Here is a 19,963-nt window from a genome sequence, read left to right as displayed (position 1 = left end):
CGTTCTTTGGATCTGCGATTTCCCAGAAATTAAAAAATGGATAGGAGGGATCGCAATGGATGAGTATCTGGCGGGGCTAACAACAGAGGAGATCAATGAGCAGACTCGGATGATTGATGATTGCACCACAGAAGAAATGCTTCGTCTCATGAACGAACAAGATGCCAAGGTCCCGGCCGCTGTGGCAGCGGAAATCCCGCAGATTGCGAAAGCGGTTGATGTACTGTACCACGTGCTTAAGAATGGCGGCAGAATGTTTTATATAGGGGCTGGAACTTCGGGCAGATTGGGTGTTCTGGACGCATCTGAATGTCCGCCGACATTCGGCATTGATCCTTCGAAAGTGCAAGGCCATATTGCCGGAGGCGATGGAGCTCTGAGACTGGCTGTAGAAGGTAGCGAAGATAGTGCAGAGGAGGGGGTCGCATTAATCGAGCAATGCGGAGTAACAGACAAAGATGCGGTTATCGGAATTACGGCGAGCGGAAGCGCGACATTCGTGATCGCGGGACTTCAAAAGGCCCGGGAACTTGGAGCGGCAACGATCGGCGTCGTGAATAACAAGGCATCTAAACTAGAGAAAGTCTGTGATATCTGTATTGCGCCGGTTGTAGGGCCAGAGGTCATTACGGGTTCAACAAGGCTGAAAGCAGGCACTGCCCAGAAATTGGTTTTGAATATGCTTAGCACTTGTACTATGGTGAAGCTAGGGAAGACTTACGACAATCTAATGGTTGACTTGAAAGCAAGCAACATTAAGCTCCGAGATCGATCCGTTCGCATCATCAAGTCGGCAACAGGGGTCGATGAAGAGAAGGCTGCTGTCTATCTAGAAAGCGCTTCCATGAATTGCAAGCTGGCTATCATGATGATTGAAACCGGTCTCACGGCAGAAGCTGCTGAAGAAGCACTGAACCGGGCCGAAGGAAGATTGAAAAAGGCAATACGCAACTTTAATCAAGTAGTCTAAAAAATCTATTTATATTTTCAAGGAGGCTTGTTTTTCATGAAAAAGAAAATGCGAGTATTGGCATCAGTGTGCGCACTCAGCATGGCTGTGACAGCCTTGACCGCCTGCGGAAGCAAAGATAACGCTAAAACAGCTGCCACGGATGACCCGAATGCAAAAGACACCATCACAGCTTTGCTGCCGCCGGTGTCTGCGAACTTCCAAAGCAGTTTTGACCAAATCTCGAAAGATTTCACTGCGAAATATCCAAACCTGACGCTCAAAATTGAACCTGCCAGCTGGGAAGATATGACACAAAAGCTGGATACACAGGTAAACGCGGGCAGCCCACCAGATATCGCATTTATTCCTTCCGACGGTATTCCGAAATATGTGGATTCAGGAATGCTCATGGATATTTCGGATACGGCAACAGATGAAATGATCAAAGATTATGACCCAGCTCCACTCGAGTACATGAAGAACGGCAAGGGACTTTACGGATTCCCGGCATACATGGAAGCTCACGCGATCGGTGGTAACAAAGAGTTCATGGAAAAAGCCGGCATTGACTACAAGAAGGTACAAAAAGAAGGCTGGACCTTCGATGAGTTCCGTGAAGCGATCAAAAAGGGTGTTGTCACTGAAAACGGCAAAACATCCCGTTACGGCTTCGTATTTGCAACGGCAGGCGTAACTTCTAAAGACTATCTCGATATTCTGGTGAAAAGCGCCGGTATGCCATCAGCTTTCAATAAAGATCTGAAATATACTTACACAAGCAAAAACTTCCTTGAAGTTCTGAAAGACATGCGCGTGATGATCGATGACGGCTCCATGCCGAAAGAACTCAGTTCCATCGATGCAGGTAAACGTTGGAACATGTTCTTGACGGGTCAAACCATGATCACAGGTAAAGGTCTTGCAGGCTTTGAAAGATCCGCGAAGGAGAACAACGAAAAGCTTAAAAACAATGATCCAAATGCGGTTAAAGGATCCATTCCTGTAGAGTATGTTGTACTTCCAGTTCCTTCATTTGCAGGTGCTGAAGCACAAACAAGAGTTGCGGTTGACGGTTACGTTACTTTCCGCGGCACGAAAGAGCCAACAGCAGCTCACAAAGCTAACGTAGTTAAAGCGGCTAACTTCTTGTCCAGCGGTCAAGTCGCAGCGACGACGAACAATGAACTGTATGTAGCGCAAATTACAGAATCGAGCAGAAAAGCAGCTGAAAGCATGCCTGTTGACCGCGATCCGGACAACAAAGCAGCCGTTGAAACGATGCTCCAGCATGCAGTTCCAGCCCGTCCTGACATCCCTACGGACCTTGGCGCTAAAGCACTCAAGCTTGAAGATGAAGTTATCGTTCCTAAACTGCAAGCATTGATCGCCGGCGAAATTACTCCTGAAGCGATGTACGATGCAGTGAAGACTGCAGCAGTTGCGGCCTTCGGTGAAGACGGCGTTGTAAAAGACTAGAGATAATACATTGGAAAGCCGTATGACTTCCATACGGCTTTTCCTCCAATGCCTGTGATATGTAAGTATGAAAGGGGTTTCGCAAATATGACTGAATATGCTAAACCGATCAAACGGCGGAAGTTCAATAGCGATGCAGCTTGGGGGTATGCTTTTATTGCTGCAGCCCTGCTGATTTTTATCATGTTTACCGCATACCCGGTTGTAAGTGCTTTGATTATTAGCTTTCAAGATTATAAGCCGCTGGGTTCCACGTTTATCGGATTTGATAACTATACAGAAACCTTCAAAGACTCTCTGTTCTGGAAGGCAATAGTAAATACCATTGTTTATACGTTGTTAACTGTACCCGTATCGCTTTTCTTATCCTTTTCAGTATCTATACTGATCTTACCTTTTAAGAAAAGAATGCAAACCGCATTTAAAGCGATATATTATCTTCCGGCTGTCGCTTCAGGCGTTGCACTGTCCGTTGTTTGGCTGTGGATCTACGATCCAATGCCAGAAGGTATTTTCAATAAGCTTACAGCATTTTTCGGCTTGGGCACCCACAACTGGCTCGGATCCAGCACTTATGCGATGTTCTCGCTGGTTTTGATGGCTTGGTTGTCCAGTCATGGCACGAGCATCATTATTTATCTTGCAGCTTTACTTGGCATTGATGGAAGCTACTATGAAGCAGCTGAGCTTGATGGAGCGAATTTCTTCAAAAAGCTGTGGTATATTGTTGTCCCATGTTTGAAACCAACCACCTTGTTCTTGCTGGTTACAGGCGTCATCGGTTCATTCCAGGTATTCCAAAATGCATATCTGATGACCGGCGGCGGACCGGACAATGCAACCACAATGGTAGGCTTGCTCATTTTCAATAACGCATTTAAATACTTCGAATTCGGCAAGGCAGCAGCACAGTCTCTGATTCTGGCCGCAATTATCGCTGGTATTTCGGTAATCCAATTCAAATTCCTGGGCAAAGACGTGGAATATTAAAGGAAGGGAGATGTACAATTATGGCACTTTATAACGCCCATACCGGGAAACCGCAGATCAGAATCATCAGAAATACGGGTATTATCACCGTGCTTCTGCTGTTTGCTGCAGCAACGATTTTCCCGATCTACTTTATGATTATTTCTTCCTTTGGTGAACCCGTTGCAGCCGGGTCCATGGATTATAAATTATTTCCAACCAGCTTCTCGCTTGAATCTTACAAGTTCTTCTTTCAATTCAGTCCTTACACTTGGCGCTGGCTGCTGAACTCGCTGATTGTGGCAACCACCGTAATGGTGACTAACGTGCTGTTCGCCAGCATGGCAGGTTACGCTTTCTCTAAAATCAAGTTTAAAGGTAGAGCAGTTATCTTCTCGCTGATGCTGGTCGCCATGATGATTCCTTATCAGGTAACACAGGTTCCTCTGTATATCCTGATCGTAAATGTTTTCCATATTGAAAATACGTATACCGCTTTGATTCTGCCGGGTCTTGTTACGGTTTATAACATCTTTCTTGCCAAGCAGTTTATGAGCAGCATTCCGAACGAGATTCTGGAGTGTGCAAAAATTGAAGGTTGTAACCAGTTCCAAATCTATTTCCGTATTATTTTGCCTCTTTCCAAGACCGTTCTTGCGGTAATGGCGATTCTTACCTTTATGGACAACTGGAATACGTTCTTCTGGCCGCTTCTGGTAACGAACTCCATGGATATGCAGACAATCCAGGTCGGACTCAAGAGCTTCAAGTTTGCGAATACGACTTTATTTGCTCCAATGATGGCGGGTGCAACCATTTCTGCGCTGCCAATGTTTATCCTGTTCTTCAGCCTGCAAAAATACTTCCTTGAAGGCGTTACTGTAGGCGCGGTGAAGGGCTGATATGAACAGCGAAACCTGTGTTATGCATTCAAGCCGCTATGTCGTGGGACTGATGTCCGGTACTTCAGTGGATGGAATAGACGCAGCAGTGGTACGAATTACGGATGAGCCGGACGGCGGAGTGTCAGCCGAGCTGATTGGATTCGAAAATACACCATACCCGGCTGCCGTCAGGCAGGAGATCTTCACTCTGTTTGATCCACTGCAAGCCACGGTGAACAAAATCGGCAGCATGAATGTATTACTCGGCGAACTGTACGCGGAAGCTGCTTTATCCGTGATTACGTCAGCGGGCTTAAGTCCCGTGGATATCGCCGTCATCGGTTCGCATGGACAAACGATTTACCATGCTCCGGAATCCGAGCAGCTGCATGGTTACGACATTCATTATACGGTGCAGATCGGCGAAGGATCGGTGATCGCAGCACGGACTGGAATTCCGTGCGTGTCCGATTTCCGGCCGGCGGATATGGCAGTTGGAGGGCAGGGGGCGCCGCTCGTTCCGTTTACGGAATACCTGCTGTACAGAGAGGCTCACCGGACTCTTCTGCTGCAAAATATCGGCGGCATCGGTAACATGACCGTTATACCTGCCGGGTGCTCGCAGGAGCAAGTATATGCGTTTGATACTGGTCCGGGAAACATGATTATCGACGGAGTCGTCGAGCGTCTGTATCCGGGACAACTAACGATGGATATCGGAGGGGCCATAGCTCGCCAAGGTACAATTCATGAAGGACTGCTGAATCTGCTTATGCAGGAGCCTTATTATTCACAGCCACTTCCGAAATCTACCGGCAGAGAGCATTTCGGCTCATCTTATATAGATTGGCTGTTGGATTATACCAAAGACCAGAGCATAAAAGCGGAGGATGTGGTGGCTACGGTCACCAAACTGACCGCATGGTCGATCGGTGATGCATACCGCCGGTACGTCCGTGATCATCATTCGGCGGACGCCCTACTTGTAGGCGGTGGCGGGAGCTATAATCCGGTATTGGTCGAATTTCTGCGACAAGAAATGGAGCCCATGGGAGTCCAGGTCATGACGCAGGAGGAGGTCGGATACAGCAGTGACGCTAAGGAAGCTGTTGCTTTCGCACTGCTGGCTGACCATACGCTGAAACGGCAGCCGAACAATCTCCCGAATGTCACGGGAGCGAATAGGCCTATTATCATGGGGAAAATAAGCTACTAATCCTGACAAAGGACGGAGGTGCCGCTGATCATGATGAACACCTGGGAAAAGCAGTATACGCAGGCGGTTATCGATTTATGGAACAAGCAAGCCGTAAAGGATGGATACAAGGAGCTTACGGAGCAAAGCTTTGAGTGGATTTTTGCTTCGAACCCTTATTTTGACAAAGACAATGCGTTTGTTCTGCTAGAGAATGATCAGGTGACGGGCTTTGCCTGTGGATGCACTGGCGATGATCTGCCCCTCGGGCAGGTGGCCGGTTACATTACCTGTATTGTTCTAGATGAGAACAGCCAAACCGATGAAAACTACAAGCAGTTGCTTGATGCGCTTGAAAATCGTTTTCAGGAGCTTGGGAAAAAACAGTCGGATGTTTTGTTTTTCAATCCGATGATGCTGCCGTGGTACATACCGGATACACCGAAGCATGAGCACAATAATGCACCTGGAGTGCCGGTGGACAGCAGGCTGTATTCCTTTTTACAGCAAGAGGGATACGTGGAGCGAGCCAAGGAATGCGCCATGTATTTGAATCTCGAACAATTTGCTATGCCAGAGGAAATCCGCAGTAAGGAAGAAAAAGCGGCCGCGAGTGGCTACAGCGTGGAGCTGTTTGACGCAGGTAAACATCAAGGTGTAGCAGAGATGCTTCAGGGCCTTAACAATCCGCTGTGGGAAAAGGAAATCGGCAAATGCACCTCTGACGGCACACCCGTTGTGGTTGCTGCACATGGAAATCAGGTAGTCGGCTTCGCAGGACCGGTGATCCGTCAGGATAACGGACGCGGGTATTTTGCCGGCATCGGCGTACATCCAGATCACGAGGGACATGGGCTCGGAACCATTTTGTTCTTCAAGCTCTGCGAAGCATTCAAGGCAATCGGTACCGATTATATGTCTTTATACACAGGCAGCAGCAATCCGGCCATCCGGATTTATGAAAAAGCAGGCTTCCAAACCGTAAAACAATTTGCAGTCATGAGAAGGGAGTTTTCATAAATGAGCGAGCAGAAATTGACGATTTTGGCGATTGGTGGACATGTAGGAGATGCGGAGTTGACAGCAGGTGGCGTACTTGCAAGCCATTCCCTGAAAGGGGATAAAATCGTAACGCTAGCGCTTACCGCAGGCGAGCGGGGCGTACCGGCAGGCCAGGACATGGCAGAATACCGTCAGCAAAAGGTGAATGAAGCAAAAGTTTTTGCCGATATGCTGGGCGGCGAATCCATCGTCTTTGATATCCCTGACGGCGAGCTGAAAGACACCGAGGAAATGCGTCTGCGTGTGTGCGACGTCATTCGCCAGGTGAAACCGAACGTCATCATCACGCACTGGAAAAACAGCATGCACAAGGACCATGCGACGACTCATAACATCGTAAATGACGCACGTTTCTTTGCGGGACTGGCTTCATTTGCAAGAGAACTGCCAGCTCATTTCGCTTCCAAACTGTATTATGCGGAAAACTGGGAAGATGCCGTCGATTACAAGCCGTACGTATACGTGGACTTTTCGAAAGAAGCATTTGACCTGTGGGTGAAAGCAACGGCGCAGCATTGGTTTGTGACGGGCAGCAAATCCTTCCCTTACCTGGAGTACTACAAGCATCTGGCTCGAGTACGCGGTATCGAAGCACGCAAGGAATACGCTGAGACCTTCATGGTACCGGAAGAAACTAAGCGTGTGCTGAAGAGTGAACTGTTGTAGTTAAATAATAATTTTAAAATGACTGCAAGCAATGAATATTGCGGCAGTCATTTTTTTCAAAATAATCGTTTTCTAGGAGGAAGCTGCGATGATTCTTAACGGGATTGATACGATCATGGAAGCGGCGCATTTGTTCAAGGGAAAGAAACTCGGACTGATCACTTCACCGACCGGTTTAAATAAGGATTTTGTGTCTACGATTCAGATTTTGCATGAAAACTTCCATCTAGCTGCGCTTTTTTCACCGGAGCATGGCGTGCGAGGGGATCAGGCAGCGGGAGCCATGGTTGAAACGTATACCGATCCGATTACCGGCGTACCTGTGTACAGTTTGTACCGTAAGGATTCCAAACGTCTGAGCCAAGAAATGCTCGATGAAGTGGATATGGTCGTCTATGATATACAGGATGTCGGCACCCGTTACTATACATTCATTTATACGATGCTGTATGCGCTCGAAGATTGTGCGAAGGCGGGCAAAGAGATCGTGATTCTCGACCGGATCAACCCACTGGATGGCGTAACGGTGGAAGGAAATATTTTGAAACCGGGCTATGAATCGTTCGTGGGTAATTATCCGCTTGCCGTTCGTTACGGGCTCACAGCGGGCGAAGTGGCGATGATGGCGAATGAGCAGACAGGCTGGAACGCTAAGCTTCATGTTGTCCGGTGCCAAGGCTGGGATCGTAAAATGCTGTTCCCTGAAACTGGACGCCAGTGGATCATGCCTTCTTTAGGGGTGCCTCGGTTTGAAACGGCTCTGATATATCCGGGAACCTGCTTATTCGAGGGAACGAATATGTCCGAAGGCCGCGGGACGACGGCTCCGTTCGAGATGATCGGTGCTCCTTTCGTGGATGCCGAGAAGCTTGCTGCTGAAATGAACAGCCTGAAGCTGCCGGGGGTTATTTTCCGTCCGGTATACTTCAAGCCATCCTTCTCGAAGTTTGAGGGAGAACAGTGCAGCGGTGTCCAAATCCATATCATGGATCATCGGACAGTACAGCCGCTCGAGACCGGGGTCAGACTGCTGTTCACCTTGAAAAACAACTATGAAGAGTTTGCATTCCTCCCTCCGTTGAAGGAGAATTCAAGACCTTTTATCGATCTGCTGGCCGGCGATAAAATGTACCGCGATGAAAATATTGACGTCCCTGCGCTGCTTGAGCAGTTCCGTGAAGAAAGCCGCGAGTTTGCGAAGCTGAAATCCGAATATCATCTGTACTAAGCGAAAATGGACTTCGTTCAATTTTAGAGAAAAAGGAGCCGAATATCCTGATGAGAGAACTAACATTAAGAGAAAAAATCGGCCAGCTCATCGTAGCGGGCTTACCTGGTCTAGATCTGGATGAACAGACGAATCGTCTGATTGCCGACTATAAAATTGGGAATATCATTTTGTTCGCGCATAACGTGAAGGATAAGGAGCAGGTGAAAGACCTGTGCTCGAAGCTTCAGAAGAAGATTACGGAGCACACAGGCCATCCGGCGCTGATCTCCATCGATCAGGAAGGCGGTCGTGTGACACGTCTGCCTAAGGATGCAGTCAACGTATCCGGAGCAATGGCTATTGCTTCTACGGGACGACCGGAGAACGCTTATGCGGCAGGCCGGATTACGGCACGTGAAATGCGGGCGCTTGGAATCAATTTTAATCTGGCTCCTGTGCTGGACATCAACAATAACAAGAAAAATCCGGTTATTAACGTGCGTTCATACGGGGATACGGCAGAGGTTGTGACTGAATACGGTCTGCAAATGATGCGAGGTCTTCAGGAAGGCGGCGTCCTGGCCGCGATCAAGCATTTTCCGGGTCACGGGGATACGGCGGTGGACTCCCATCTTGGACTACCTTCCATCGACAAATCGCTTGAAGAGCTCGCCGAGCTGGAACTGAAGCCTTTCCAGGCGGCCATCGACAGCGGTGCTGAAGCCCTAACCAGCGCTCATATCCTGTTCCCTTCTATTGAGAAAAACGGGGTTCCTGCAACGATGTCCAGAACGATCATCACGGACCTGCTCAAAAATAAAATGGGCTATCAAGGCCTCGTTATCTCGGATTGCCTGGAAATGAACGCGATCCAAAAATTTTACGGTACCGCTGAAGGAGCGGTCGGAGCGCTTAAAGCGGGAGTTCACCTGCTGTTCATCAGCCATTCCGGCCAGCTGATCATGGATGCGGTAGAGCGGATTGAGCAGGCAGTCGAATCCGGTGAACTGCCAATCGAGATTGTGGATGAAGCCGTGGAAAAGGTGCTGTTTTACAAAGCGAAATACGGTATAGTGACGGATGGAGAGCTGACGGCTGCTGAACATGCAGTCAACAAGCGTGCAGCGGAAGCCATCAGTTTGGAAAGCATTTGCCATGTTGGTGGCAAGCTGGACCCTATTCAGCCGAACGCAGCCGATACGATTATCATTGGCAGTCTCCCTTACCGTCCGGATCAGGCGTCAAGCCAAATCGGGACGGAGCTCTCTTTCCCAGTGGAAACAGGGGAGGCGCTCGGAGTTTCATATCTGATGACAGATATCAATCCGGATGAGCAGCAGCTGAACGATATTTTAGCAAAAGTACGGGGCTACTCCAAAGTTGTTGTTGGGATGTACAACGGCTGCGATCACACGGGACAGCTAGAACTCGTACACCGGTTATCCCGTGCGGGGCATCAGGTTACAGCGATTGCTCTCGGCAAGCCTTATGACCTGGAAATGCTGGAGGGTGAGGTTTGTGGTCTGCTTGCATTCGAATATACCAAGATGGCGATCCAGTCTGTGATCCGTATTCTGAGCGGAGCAACGGAGCCGACAGGTAAGCTCAGTCTCCGACAATAAAATAATGGATTCCTGAAGTTAATGAAGTGAGGAAGTGACAGCAATGAGATTTGTAGCCGGTTTAGACGGCGGTGGTACCAAAACAGCGGTAACGCTAGCGGATGAGCATGGTATGGTGGTAAAGACCTTTACCTCCGGAGCCATCAATTATAACGGGCAGGATGAGGAAAGCGTCGCTGCAAGTTTGAAAGAAATCGTGGAACTCATCGGAGATGCATGTGGCGGGATAGAGCATTGCTTGCAAATGTGCGTCGGCGCCGCTGGCGTCAGCAATCCCAGCGTAGTGAGCCGGCTGACGGACCAGATCAGAAGCAGTGGCTATCAGGGCGGTCTCCAAATTACGGGTGATCATGAGACGGCAATGTACGGAGCCCACCAGAGAGAGTATGGCATGATCCTAATTGCAGGCACCGGGTCGATCGGACTTGGCAAAAATAAGGCCGGAAAGACCCATCGTTCGGGAGGGTACGGTCACCTGATTGATGATGAAGGAAGCGGGTATGCAATCGGACGCGATCTGTTGTCTGCTGTGGTGCAGGCCCATGACGGCCGTATACCAGAAACGGTCATCACCGGGCTCGTATACAAGGAGCTTCAAATCAATTCGATCCAGGAAATTATCGGCTTTGTATACGATAAACGTACGAATAAAAAAGACATTGCCGCGCTGGCGCCAGTCCTTTCGGAAGCCTGTGCAGCCGGAGATCCGGCAGCGCTGGGCATTGCGGAGAAGAGCGCGTCTTCCCTGCTTCAGCTGGTGATTCCGGTGGCGGAAGCTCTTTCGCTTCAGGAGGACAGTCTGGCCGTGGCCGGCAGTGTATTGCTCAAAAATACGTTTGTACGGACCATATTCCAGGAGAAACTCCGTGAACACTATCCCGCGATGGAATGCATTACGCCGAAGAGTGATGCATCCATGGGAGCTGTGTTTATGGCTTTAAGACAATTGCAATCCAATTAAAAGGGCAGCGGCGGTATGAGAATGTGAACATTGCAAATAGGAGCAGCTTTCCATTTTTAGGAGAGCTGCTTTTTGCCATTATTAACGGGGAGATAACAGCTCGATCGTAAGACCGATAGGCAGCCCTTTCAGCTAATCTTCATGTGATTAACCTTTGTTCTTCTGGAAAATGATATCTTTACTATACAGCTTGGAAATTACCCCAGGGAGTACCTAGATTGCGTTCATCATGGTAAAAAAACGTCGAAATCATAGATATTCTGCGATTACCCGAGAAATAATCGGCATTTCCCTGACATATGCTCATAGAAAACTATGTTTATATGAACCTCAAATTGGCGGGAGGTTGTCTGTTTTATGAAAATCGGATTGGCACGGCAAAATGCGGTAATATGGGTTCAAACCTATGCTCAAAAGGAAGAAGGATATCTGGGCGCCTATTTTAGCGGTTCGACTGTTGGACGGTCTGATCTGGACATGCTGCCTGTAGGTTCCGACATTGACGTCGTTGTCGTAAGAGAGGGGGAGAAGGCTCCGGCAAAGCCGGGGAAAATCCGGTTCAGGGATACATTAATTGAGATTACTTATTTAGCTTCTCAGCAGCTCGAATCGGTTGAAGATGTTTTACGATCCTATCACCTTGCAGGAAGCTTCCGTGTTAATACGTTAATCGATGATCCAACAGGGCGCCTAAGCCTGCTGCAAAAGCAGGTCTCAGAGCATTTTGCAGAGAAAAAATGGGTGCAGCTGCGGTGTGAAGAGGCCCGAAACCGGATTGTAACCGGACTGCGTTCACTGGATCCCGCTGCCCCCTTATATGAGCAGGCAACAGCGTGGTTGTTTCCGACAGGAGTAATGACACATGTCATCCTGGTTGCAGCTCTTCGGAATCCGACAGTAAGACTCAGATATTTGGCGGCACGCAAAGTTTTGACGGAATATGGTTTAGATGAGGTTTATCCACAGTTGCTTACTTTATTGGGATGTGGAGATTGGACGGCGGATCAAGTGGAGCATCATCTGGAGGGACTCGAACGGACCTTTGATGCGGCAGCTTCCGCGGCTCGAACGCCGTTTTTTTTCAGCTCCGACATTACTCCTGAAGCACGTTCAATTGCCATTGACGGCAGTAGGGAACTCATTCATGCAGGAAATCACCGTGAAGCGGTGTTTTGGATTGTAGCTACGTACGCAAGATGTCATCAGATCTTAGCCGTTGACGCATCGACGGAAATGCAGCATTCGCTCGAACCTGCTTTCCATGCGTTGCTGGCAGATTTGGGAATCCATACGTCTGGGGAGCTTGTCCTCCGCAGTCAGGAGGTCATCCGTTTTATGCCTGAATTATGGAAGATTGCAGAAAAGATAATGCTAGCAAATCCGGATATCACAGACCAATCCAGCGGTCATGCAACTTTTCGCAATTGATTACGTCTTATCGCATTCCTGGGCATATGAGTTTGTGCATTGGAACGATGCATTTTACCGGTTGACAGATAACAAAGTAACGCAAATTGATCGGGAAATAGGCAGAGTAGAATCTCTTATTACTGATGAAAGTATAATTGGACATGGAATTTACTCCAACAGATTTGCTGAGGAGACGAAGCTGTACTCAATTCCTGGGATGAGCACGGATGATGCGATTGCTGTGGAAGTGAATGATGGTTACTATCAAATGTTTAATACAGTTAAAGAAAGAGCTGAAATGTAGTAAGACAAGTAATTGAGCGCTACGGTATTTTTCTCATGTTTCATCATGGGTAACATGTCTTTCATAAGTACGTAGAGTAACCGGCTTCGCCAATTGAATAAATGGTAGATAATACCCTATTTATTTTATGATATAAACTAATAACAGATTGATTTTGGTGTAAAACACCAGGATTGATCTGTTTTTTATTATTTTCCTACTTTTTGGAAATAAGAATGTGTGTTCTTAAATAGGTCTTAAGAGGGTAGGGTCATATTCAATTATTAGGTATGATTTACCTATATAAATTGAAATAAAGTTTAATTCACTTGTTATCAAAAAGATAATTACCTATTTTTTAGTTCAATTTATCTAATAGGGTTAATATCATAATCTTGGTTGTACTGCATTACTAACCGAAGCAGGAGGGAATTGGTTTGGTTGAAATTACGGAGACTTGGATTGATTCATTGGCACCGAACAGTGCTGCGATAAAAAATGGCCATGATCTTATCAAAAAAGGAAAGTTTACGGCATTTCACCAGTCAGAAGATGAGCTAGTGCTTTTTGGGATCTGCGCAGGCAGTGGAAAGACGCCATATACACCTTCAGCGGATTTTGTGTTTCCGGATAAGCCGGTGATGCGCTGCAGTTGCCCTAGCCGGCAAATTCCATGCAAGCACGTACTTGGTTTGCTGTATGCCTATTCGGATGGCAAGCCTTTCTCCACAGAGGTGGTGCCGGATGAGCTGGCAGCCAAACGTGAGAAGGCCGAAAAACGGGAAGAGAAGAAGGCGAAAGAAGCAGCCGAAGGAACGGCTCCGAAGACGAAGAAAGTGAATAAATCAGCGCTTAAGAAAAAGATCATGGCTCAGCTCCAAGGACTGGATGTGCTCGAAAAGCTGACCTTTTCCCTGATACGCCGCGGACTCGGAACATTGGATGCCAAAGAGCTCAAAATCATTCAGGAACATGTCAAGCAAATGGGAAGCTTCTATTTGAACGGAGCCCAGATCCAGCTGCGCAAGCTTCATATGATCTTGTCTGCAGGAGGAAATCCGGAATATACATACAGCTTTGCAGCGGAACAGTTTGCCGTTATACATGCTTTTATTAAAAAAGGTCGTGCACATTTGAATGCGAAGCTTGAGGATCCCGAACTGGCGCTGGACCATGAATCTACGATAGAAGAATGGCTGGGTCATGCATGGCAGCTCTCGGAACTTAAGGAAGCAAGGCTGGTCAGCCCAGAGGCTGAATTGATCCAGTTATCCTTCCTCAGCTATGATGATGCCTCGCGCCTGGAGTTCGTCGATAACGGTTATTGGATGCAAATGGACAGTGGTGAGATTCACAGTACGGTACAGTACCGGCCATACAAAGCAGCGAAGCTGATGCGTGAAGAAGACAGCTTTTTTGAGGTGGCCCGTGTTCCGGCTCTCTACCGTTATCCAGGTGATATGAACCGTCGTGTGCGCTATGAGTCCTTTACTTCAAGGCCGCTCGAAGAGCAGGATATCGCCCAAATACGGCAATATGCTGCAGGTTCTTATATCGAAGCAATTAAAAAAGTAAAGAACCAGCTTAAAAATCCGCTGGGCGACCCCAATCCCGTAATGCTGCTGCATGTGGATAAGGTGGTTACGGACGAAGAAGGCCGGTTGTTCATCGCTGATGCGGGCGGAGATACACTCGGGCTGCAGGATGTGATCGGGGACACTACAGTTCAGCTAGTTAAATATTTGCCAGAAGACAGCTTGAAGGACATAGCCATGCTTGTCTTGTTTGATCATCAGCCTCAAAGCGGACAACTGCGCGCGCAGCCGCTGAGTATCGTTAATAAACATGAAATTATCCGCTTGCTATATTAGCTTGCAGAATTGGAGGAGACACGCACAATGAGTCAAGCATTGCTGATGGAACTGAATGAAGAAATCAGACGACTATATATCGCAGGGAGTGATTTGGCTGCTGGGGACTACAGGCTTAAACGGCTGCTTCCTACATTCCAACAGCTTGGTGAACGGGCGCCGGTATTTAAAAAGCTTGGCGAAGGGGTTGAAGCTTTGATCGGCCCGGGTTCCGGGAATGGAGCGGATTCTGCCCGGTTGCTTCAGGATGTGAACCTGCTTCTGCAGTCGGTACTGAATACCCAAGGAAAAGCAGCGGCAGACGGGCAGACAGCTCCATTTACAAGCAAATCAGTCTTGCTTCCAACGCGGCTTTCTTACCGCAAGCTATCTGCGGTTCGGACCGCGCTGACGACGCGCGGCGGTGGACGTCATGAAGTGATTCTGGAAGCTTACCATGAAGGAGTATTCCGGGATCTGCGCCTTTTGCCGTTTGCCATAGAAGCTCTTAATGATCCTTATGTTGAAATTGCGGAGCTCGCCATGACAGATATATTGCCTTCGTATGGGCCGGAGATCGTACCTCATCTGCTGGAAAGCTTTGATCCCAAGGGAGGTAAGCTGGAATCCCGCAAGCTGACCGTCATAGCGCGAAGCGGCGATCCAGGTGTGTTCGGTATAGTTCATGAAGCTTCCGTGTCGGGTTCGGATGAGGTGCGCACAACAGCCATCCGTCTGCTCGCTGGACATCCTGAATACGAGCAAGCGCTGCTGGACTTCAGCCGAGACAAGAAAAAAGGAATTCGTGAAGCTGCATACCATGCGCTCGCGGACACCGGCTCTCAAAGAGCTGCAGAACGCCTCTATGAGGCTTCTCAAGGCAAAGATTGTGATCTGGTGAATCCATCGTTAGCTCGATGCCAGTCGGAACGGCTGAACGAATGGCTCATAAGGGATTTCTCAGAACTTTTGCATTCTGTGCATGCGCATATCGATGAGAAGCAAAAGGTGGAGGAAATCTGGACGAAAGCCAAACGTTACCTCTGGTCGCTTCATCAGAAAAAGAGCCTTGAGCTGGAGGCGCTGTATTTGGAGGTTCTGCGGCATTACAAGCTGTATATGTTTAAACTCGGCTGGGTATTTTTGGCGAATGAAGCGATGAACTATATTAGAAATACCGGCTCCGAAGAGGGGCTGCAGCTTGCTGAGGCTGCTATAGAGATGGATCTGAAGCATTATGCCGGTACTAACTCTTATGCTCGCGAGATATTCATTAAAGCGCAGCCTATATTGTCCCCTGAGCGGCTATACGAGGAGTATGCCAGAATTCTCAAGGACCGAGTGCATGTTTCGGCCCTGAGCCGCAGCGCTAATTACTGTAAACAGCTTCTGGATACGATGGAGGATATGGTCGTTTCTCGGAGATACCAGGCATTCAGGCAGGTATGGACCTACGGAGAAAAAGAAAGCTATGCTTACCATGTGGAGATGCTGCCGCAGGAGGAGATCACCGCAAACTGGGATCCAAGGTGGCTTGACCATTTTATCGAGCTGGATCACATGGCGCTGGTTAGCGCATTTGCACGCCCTGGACATGCGGAGGCTGCTTCTTATTTGCTAGACAAGCTGAAGAATTCACCGGAATTCCGCAATCGTTTCGCGAATTTGGCAGTGATGGGACTGGTTCGTGCAGGCGTAGCGGGAGATCAGCTGCATGAAGCTCTTGTTCGAGCGCTGGAGGACGAGCGGAATACAGAGTGTCACGAAATCGAGCCTTTTCTTTTCGATCAACTGTGCCGTTTGCCTGCAAGTTATGAAGAGCGAATTCGGGCAGCTATGCCTCGATTCAAATCCGATGGCGAGCAGCAGCTGGAATACATTTTAAAGAATATGCAATCATCCATTTCATCCTAAAGGAGAGTTAGATCGATGAGTACGGAACAAACCATGCAGGATATCATGCGCCGTCCGTCCGAGCTTTTATACCAGGAGGAGCTGAGTGCGTTAATACGTGAGGATCAAGGCAAAATTCCGACAGGGTGGCAGATGTCCCCGCAGTCGGTTTTGAAATTTATCGTAGGCGGCATGGCTTGTAAGCAGGTCATTACTCCGAAATATATTGGAAATCCGCGGATTGTCGAAATGGCGATCGCGACGCTCGTTACGGATCGGGCGCTGCTACTCATTGGTGAACCAGGTACGGCGAAATCCTGGCTGTCTGAAAATCTGGCTGCTGCCATTTACGGCAATTCCGGTCTGGTCGTGCAGGGGACGGCAGGGACAACGGAAGAACAGGTTCGTTATTCATGGAATTACGCCATGCTGCTTGCTCAGGGACCTACACCTGAGGCGCTCGTCAAAAGTCCGGTGATGAGAGCGATGGAGGCTGGAGGGATTGCTCGGTTTGAGGAAATATCCCGTTGCGCCTCCGAAGTGCAGGATGCGTTAATATCGATCCTATCGGAAAAGACGATTTCCATACCAGAGCTTGGCAAGGAACTGAATGCCCGCAAAGGCTTCAGCATTATTGCCACTGCCAATACCCGTGACCGCGGTGTAAACGAGATGTCGACTGCGCTGAAGCGGCGTTTCAATATTATTGTCCTGCCTGCACCGGCTGATCTCGAAACGGAAGTGGAAATCGTGAAGAAGCGGGTCGCAGAGATCGCCGCATCATACGATTTGCAGGCGGCAGTTCCTGCAGATGAAGCGCTGCAGAAGGTAGTAACCATTTTTAGGGAGCTGCGCAGCGGGATGACACTCGATAAAAAGGAGAAGGTTAAATCACCGGCTGGCGTGATCTCTACCGCTGAAGCTATTTCGCTGTTTACGAACAGCATGGCGCTGGCGGCAAGCTTCGGAAACGGGGAAATGACGGATGAAGATCTGGCGGCGGGGCTGCAGGGGGCCATCGTGAAGGATGATGACAAGGACCGTCTCGTATGGAAGGAATACCTGGATAATGTGATGAAAAAACGCGGTGCCAGCTGGCGTGGTCTTTATACGGCCTGCAAGGAGATGAATCAATGAATGCGGCCCGCGGCGCTGGTGTACATGTATTTGGCGTCCGGCACCTGTCGCCGGCAGGCGCTTACCATGTCACAGATTATTTGGAGCAGGTACAGCCTACGGCGGTATTGATCGAAGGGCCTTCGGATGCAACGTCCGAAATTACGCATTTGACGAACGGCTCAACGAAACCTCCTGTTGCTATCTTGGCATTTACCGAGGAACTGCCGGTTCGAACCGTCCTATGGCCTTTTGCCGTGTATTCACCCGAATATCAGGCGATGCTGTGGGCCTGCAAAAAAGGAGCGCACTGTGCTTTTATCGATTTGCCTTCATCATCGGCTGTATGCTTACAGGATGTACGCGGAGAAATAACGCATCCTCTTACGCAGAAAGCCGATGAAGATGGAGGAACCGAGACATCGGAAACAGGCAATCGAGATTCAGAAGAGATAGAGCTTGATCCAGAAGGTGTCCCGGATGAAGTAGGGAGAGACAGCAATTACTTATACAATAGGATCGCAGAAATATCTGGCGAGGTCGATTACGATACGTATTGGGAGCGCAGCTTCGAACATAATTTATGCCCGGATGCTTACCGGCAGGCGATATTGGCTTATTCGGGCCAGATGCGGGAGCTTACAGAGGAACAGGAGAGGAAAAATCACAGGCTGGAATATGCCTATAATGCGGTCCGCGAAGCCTACATGTGCCGGCAAATTGCAGAGACTATCGCGGCAGGTCATAAACCGGAGAACGTTGTGGTGATCTGCGGGGCTTATCATGCTTCGGCTTTACATGATCTTTCCATGGCCATGACTGATGATGAACTGAAGGAGCTTCCTTCCCGCAAGACGAAGCTGACGCTCATGCCTTATTCCTATTTGAAGCTTTCGTCTCTTGCCGGCTATGGTGCCGGCAATATTGCTCCGTACTATTTTGAAATGATGTGGGAGCATATGCGCCGAGGAACGCTTGGAGATTTGCCGCATCATTATCTGTCTTCCGTTGCTGTCGACATGAGAAAAGCCGGCACACACCGTTCGACTGCTGAGGTGATCGAAGCAGTCCGGCTGGCTGAATCCCTAGCTGCACTGCATGACGGTCAGGCTCCAACGCTCAGAGATCTAAGAGATGCAGCCAAAACCCTTCTGGGACGTGGCGAGCTCTCGGTGATCGCAGAATCATTGGCGCGTACAGAGGTTGGAACGGCGATCGGATCATTAGCCGAAGGCGTCAGCCAGACACCAATCCAGGATGATATGAACCGCCAGCTGAAACGGCTGAAGCTGGAGAAATACAAAACTGCAGTTGCAAGCGATCTGGTCCTCGACCTGCGCGAGAACCGCAGGGTGTCTTCGGAAGAAGCCGCTTATCTGGATCTGAATCGGTCATTCTTGTTTCATCGCTTGAAGCTGCTCGGGATTCACTTTGCTCAGGATAAGGCCAGTTCCGAGGAACGTGCCATCTGGGCGGAGCAATGGATTGTCCAATGGTCGCCGGAAGTGGAGATCGAAGTCGTCGAATCAACACTTCTCGGCGAAACCGTAGAAACCGCTGCGGGTTTTGTCCTGCAGCAGCGGCTGGAAAACTGTGGCACCATAGCAGAAGCTTCTGCGCTTATTGCCATCGCTTATGAATGCGGAATGATTCATCAGATGGAAGCGGGGAGGCAGACCTTACAGAGACTTGCTGTCGAGAGTCAGGATGTCGTACAAATTGCAGCAGCGGCAAGAAAGCTGTCACAGCTCATCCGTTACGGCGGAATCCGCAGAATGGATACGTCGCCGCTTGTTCCGCTGCTTCAGCAGTTGTTTATGCGAGCCTGCCTGTTTTTATACGATGCCAGTCAGTGTAATGACGAAGTGGCGCAGGCAATGGCGTCGGCGATGAGTGAGATGAATCATATTGCTTCGGAACATAGTGATGAAGTTGATGAGAGGCTGTGGCTTCAGGAGCTGAGCCGATTGTCTGACCGGGACGATGCACATCCGTTGCTTTCCGGGCTTGCCTGTGCGATTTTGCTGGAGAGGAGCGACATCTCGGCAGAACAATGCGCAGGCGAGGTATCCCGGCGTTTATCGCCCGGTATTCCGGCAGATCTTGGTGCCGGATGGTTCGAGGGGCTTGCGATGCGCAACCGCTACGCTCTTTTATCGCGTATGAGTTTGTGGGAGCAGCTAAACGAATATATCTGCACACTTGAGAATGAAGAATTTGTGCGGGCGCTAGTATTTTTGCGGCGTGCTTTTAGTGCATTTAGCCCGAAAGAGAAGACGATGGTTGCCGAGCTGCTTGGCGAGCTGTGGGGGGCCAACACAGAGCAGATCGCTGAAATTCTCATGGATGACCTTAAGGAGGAAGAAGCCCAGATGCTGAATGAACTAAACGATTTTGATTTTGAGGACTTTTAA

At 49.0% G+C, this 19,963-nt stretch carries 16 protein-coding genes; all 16 read left to right on the top strand.

What is annotated here, in order from left to right; translation table 11 throughout:
- Positions 1-55: 55 nt before the first annotated feature.
- The 16 genes from murQ to MUG84_RS21305 all read left to right on the top strand — a co-directional run bounded on the left by murQ (position 56) and on the right by MUG84_RS21305 (position 19,963).
- The gene (gene murQ / locus MUG84_RS21380; RefSeq protein ID WP_244728742.1) at positions 56-970 is read left to right on the top strand and encodes an N-acetylmuramic acid 6-phosphate etherase; all 915 of its coding nucleotides are present in this window, start codon (positions 56-58) and stop codon (positions 968-970) included.
- Positions 971-1,006: 36 nt separating this feature from the next.
- Positions 1,007-2,428: an ABC transporter substrate-binding protein gene (locus tag MUG84_RS21375; protein ID WP_244728740.1), complete on the top strand. Its 1,422-nt coding sequence runs from the start codon at positions 1,007-1,009 to the stop codon at positions 2,426-2,428.
- 87 nt (positions 2,429-2,515) lie between these two features.
- Positions 2,516-3,418: a carbohydrate ABC transporter permease gene (locus MUG84_RS21370; RefSeq protein ID WP_244728737.1), complete on the top strand. Its 903-nt coding sequence runs from the start codon at positions 2,516-2,518 to the stop codon at positions 3,416-3,418.
- A gap of 20 nt (positions 3,419-3,438) precedes the next feature.
- Positions 3,439-4,299, top strand: a complete 861-nt coding sequence (locus MUG84_RS21365) for a carbohydrate ABC transporter permease (RefSeq protein WP_244728735.1) — start codon at positions 3,439-3,441, stop codon at positions 4,297-4,299.
- Between the two features lies 1 nt (position 4,300).
- Positions 4,301-5,497, top strand: coding sequence for an anhydro-N-acetylmuramic acid kinase (locus MUG84_RS21360; RefSeq protein WP_244728733.1), 1,197 nt, complete (start codon positions 4,301-4,303; stop codon positions 5,495-5,497).
- A 30-nt stretch (positions 5,498-5,527) separates the two neighbouring features.
- Positions 5,528-6,496, top strand: a complete 969-nt coding sequence (locus MUG84_RS21355) for a GNAT family N-acetyltransferase (RefSeq protein ID WP_244728731.1) — start codon at positions 5,528-5,530, stop codon at positions 6,494-6,496.
- A complete protein-coding gene (locus tag MUG84_RS21350; protein ID WP_244728729.1) occupies positions 6,497-7,204 on the top strand; it encodes a PIG-L deacetylase family protein in 708 nt (235 codons plus the stop codon).
- A gap of 88 nt (positions 7,205-7,292) precedes the next feature.
- Positions 7,293-8,432, top strand: a complete 1,140-nt coding sequence (locus MUG84_RS21345) for an exo-beta-N-acetylmuramidase NamZ family protein (protein ID WP_244728727.1) — start codon at positions 7,293-7,295, stop codon at positions 8,430-8,432.
- Between the two features lie 50 nt (positions 8,433-8,482).
- On the top strand, positions 8,483-10,036 hold the full coding sequence (nagZ, locus tag MUG84_RS21340; RefSeq protein ID WP_244728724.1) for a beta-N-acetylhexosaminidase: 1,554 nt from the start codon (positions 8,483-8,485) through the stop codon (positions 10,034-10,036).
- A 43-nt stretch (positions 10,037-10,079) separates the two neighbouring features.
- Positions 10,080-10,997: an N-acetylglucosamine kinase gene (locus tag MUG84_RS21335; RefSeq protein WP_244728722.1), complete on the top strand. Its 918-nt coding sequence runs from the start codon at positions 10,080-10,082 to the stop codon at positions 10,995-10,997.
- Between the two features lie 357 nt (positions 10,998-11,354).
- A complete protein-coding gene (locus tag MUG84_RS21330; protein WP_244728720.1) occupies positions 11,355-12,425 on the top strand; it encodes a hypothetical protein in 1,071 nt (356 codons plus the stop codon).
- A gap of 61 nt (positions 12,426-12,486) precedes the next feature.
- Positions 12,487-12,711 (top strand): hypothetical protein, encoded by a 225-nt coding sequence (locus MUG84_RS21325; RefSeq protein WP_244728718.1) that lies wholly within the window; start codon positions 12,487-12,489, stop codon positions 12,709-12,711.
- A 416-nt stretch (positions 12,712-13,127) separates the two neighbouring features.
- The gene (locus MUG84_RS21320) at positions 13,128-14,561 is read left to right on the top strand and encodes an SWIM zinc finger family protein (protein WP_244728716.1); all 1,434 of its coding nucleotides are present in this window, start codon (positions 13,128-13,130) and stop codon (positions 14,559-14,561) included.
- 27 nt (positions 14,562-14,588) lie between these two features.
- Positions 14,589-16,454, top strand: a complete 1,866-nt coding sequence (locus MUG84_RS21315; protein WP_244728714.1) for a HEAT repeat domain-containing protein — start codon at positions 14,589-14,591, stop codon at positions 16,452-16,454.
- 15 nt (positions 16,455-16,469) lie between these two features.
- Positions 16,470-17,570 (top strand): ATP-binding protein, encoded by a 1,101-nt coding sequence (locus MUG84_RS21310; protein WP_244728712.1) that lies wholly within the window; start codon positions 16,470-16,472, stop codon positions 17,568-17,570.
- Positions 17,567-19,963, top strand: coding sequence for a DUF5682 family protein (locus MUG84_RS21305; RefSeq protein ID WP_244728710.1), 2,397 nt, complete (start codon positions 17,567-17,569; stop codon positions 19,961-19,963). The genes MUG84_RS21310 and MUG84_RS21305 overlap by 4 nt, the downstream gene beginning before the upstream one ends.

It is taken from the genome of Paenibacillus mangrovi, assembly GCF_022898935.1.
Classification (GTDB): domain Bacteria; phylum Bacillota; class Bacilli; order Paenibacillales; family Paenibacillaceae; genus Paenibacillus_AQ; species Paenibacillus_AQ mangrovi.
Note: the sequence above shows the minus strand (reverse complement) of the source record. Positions and strands in the feature narration are given on the sequence as shown.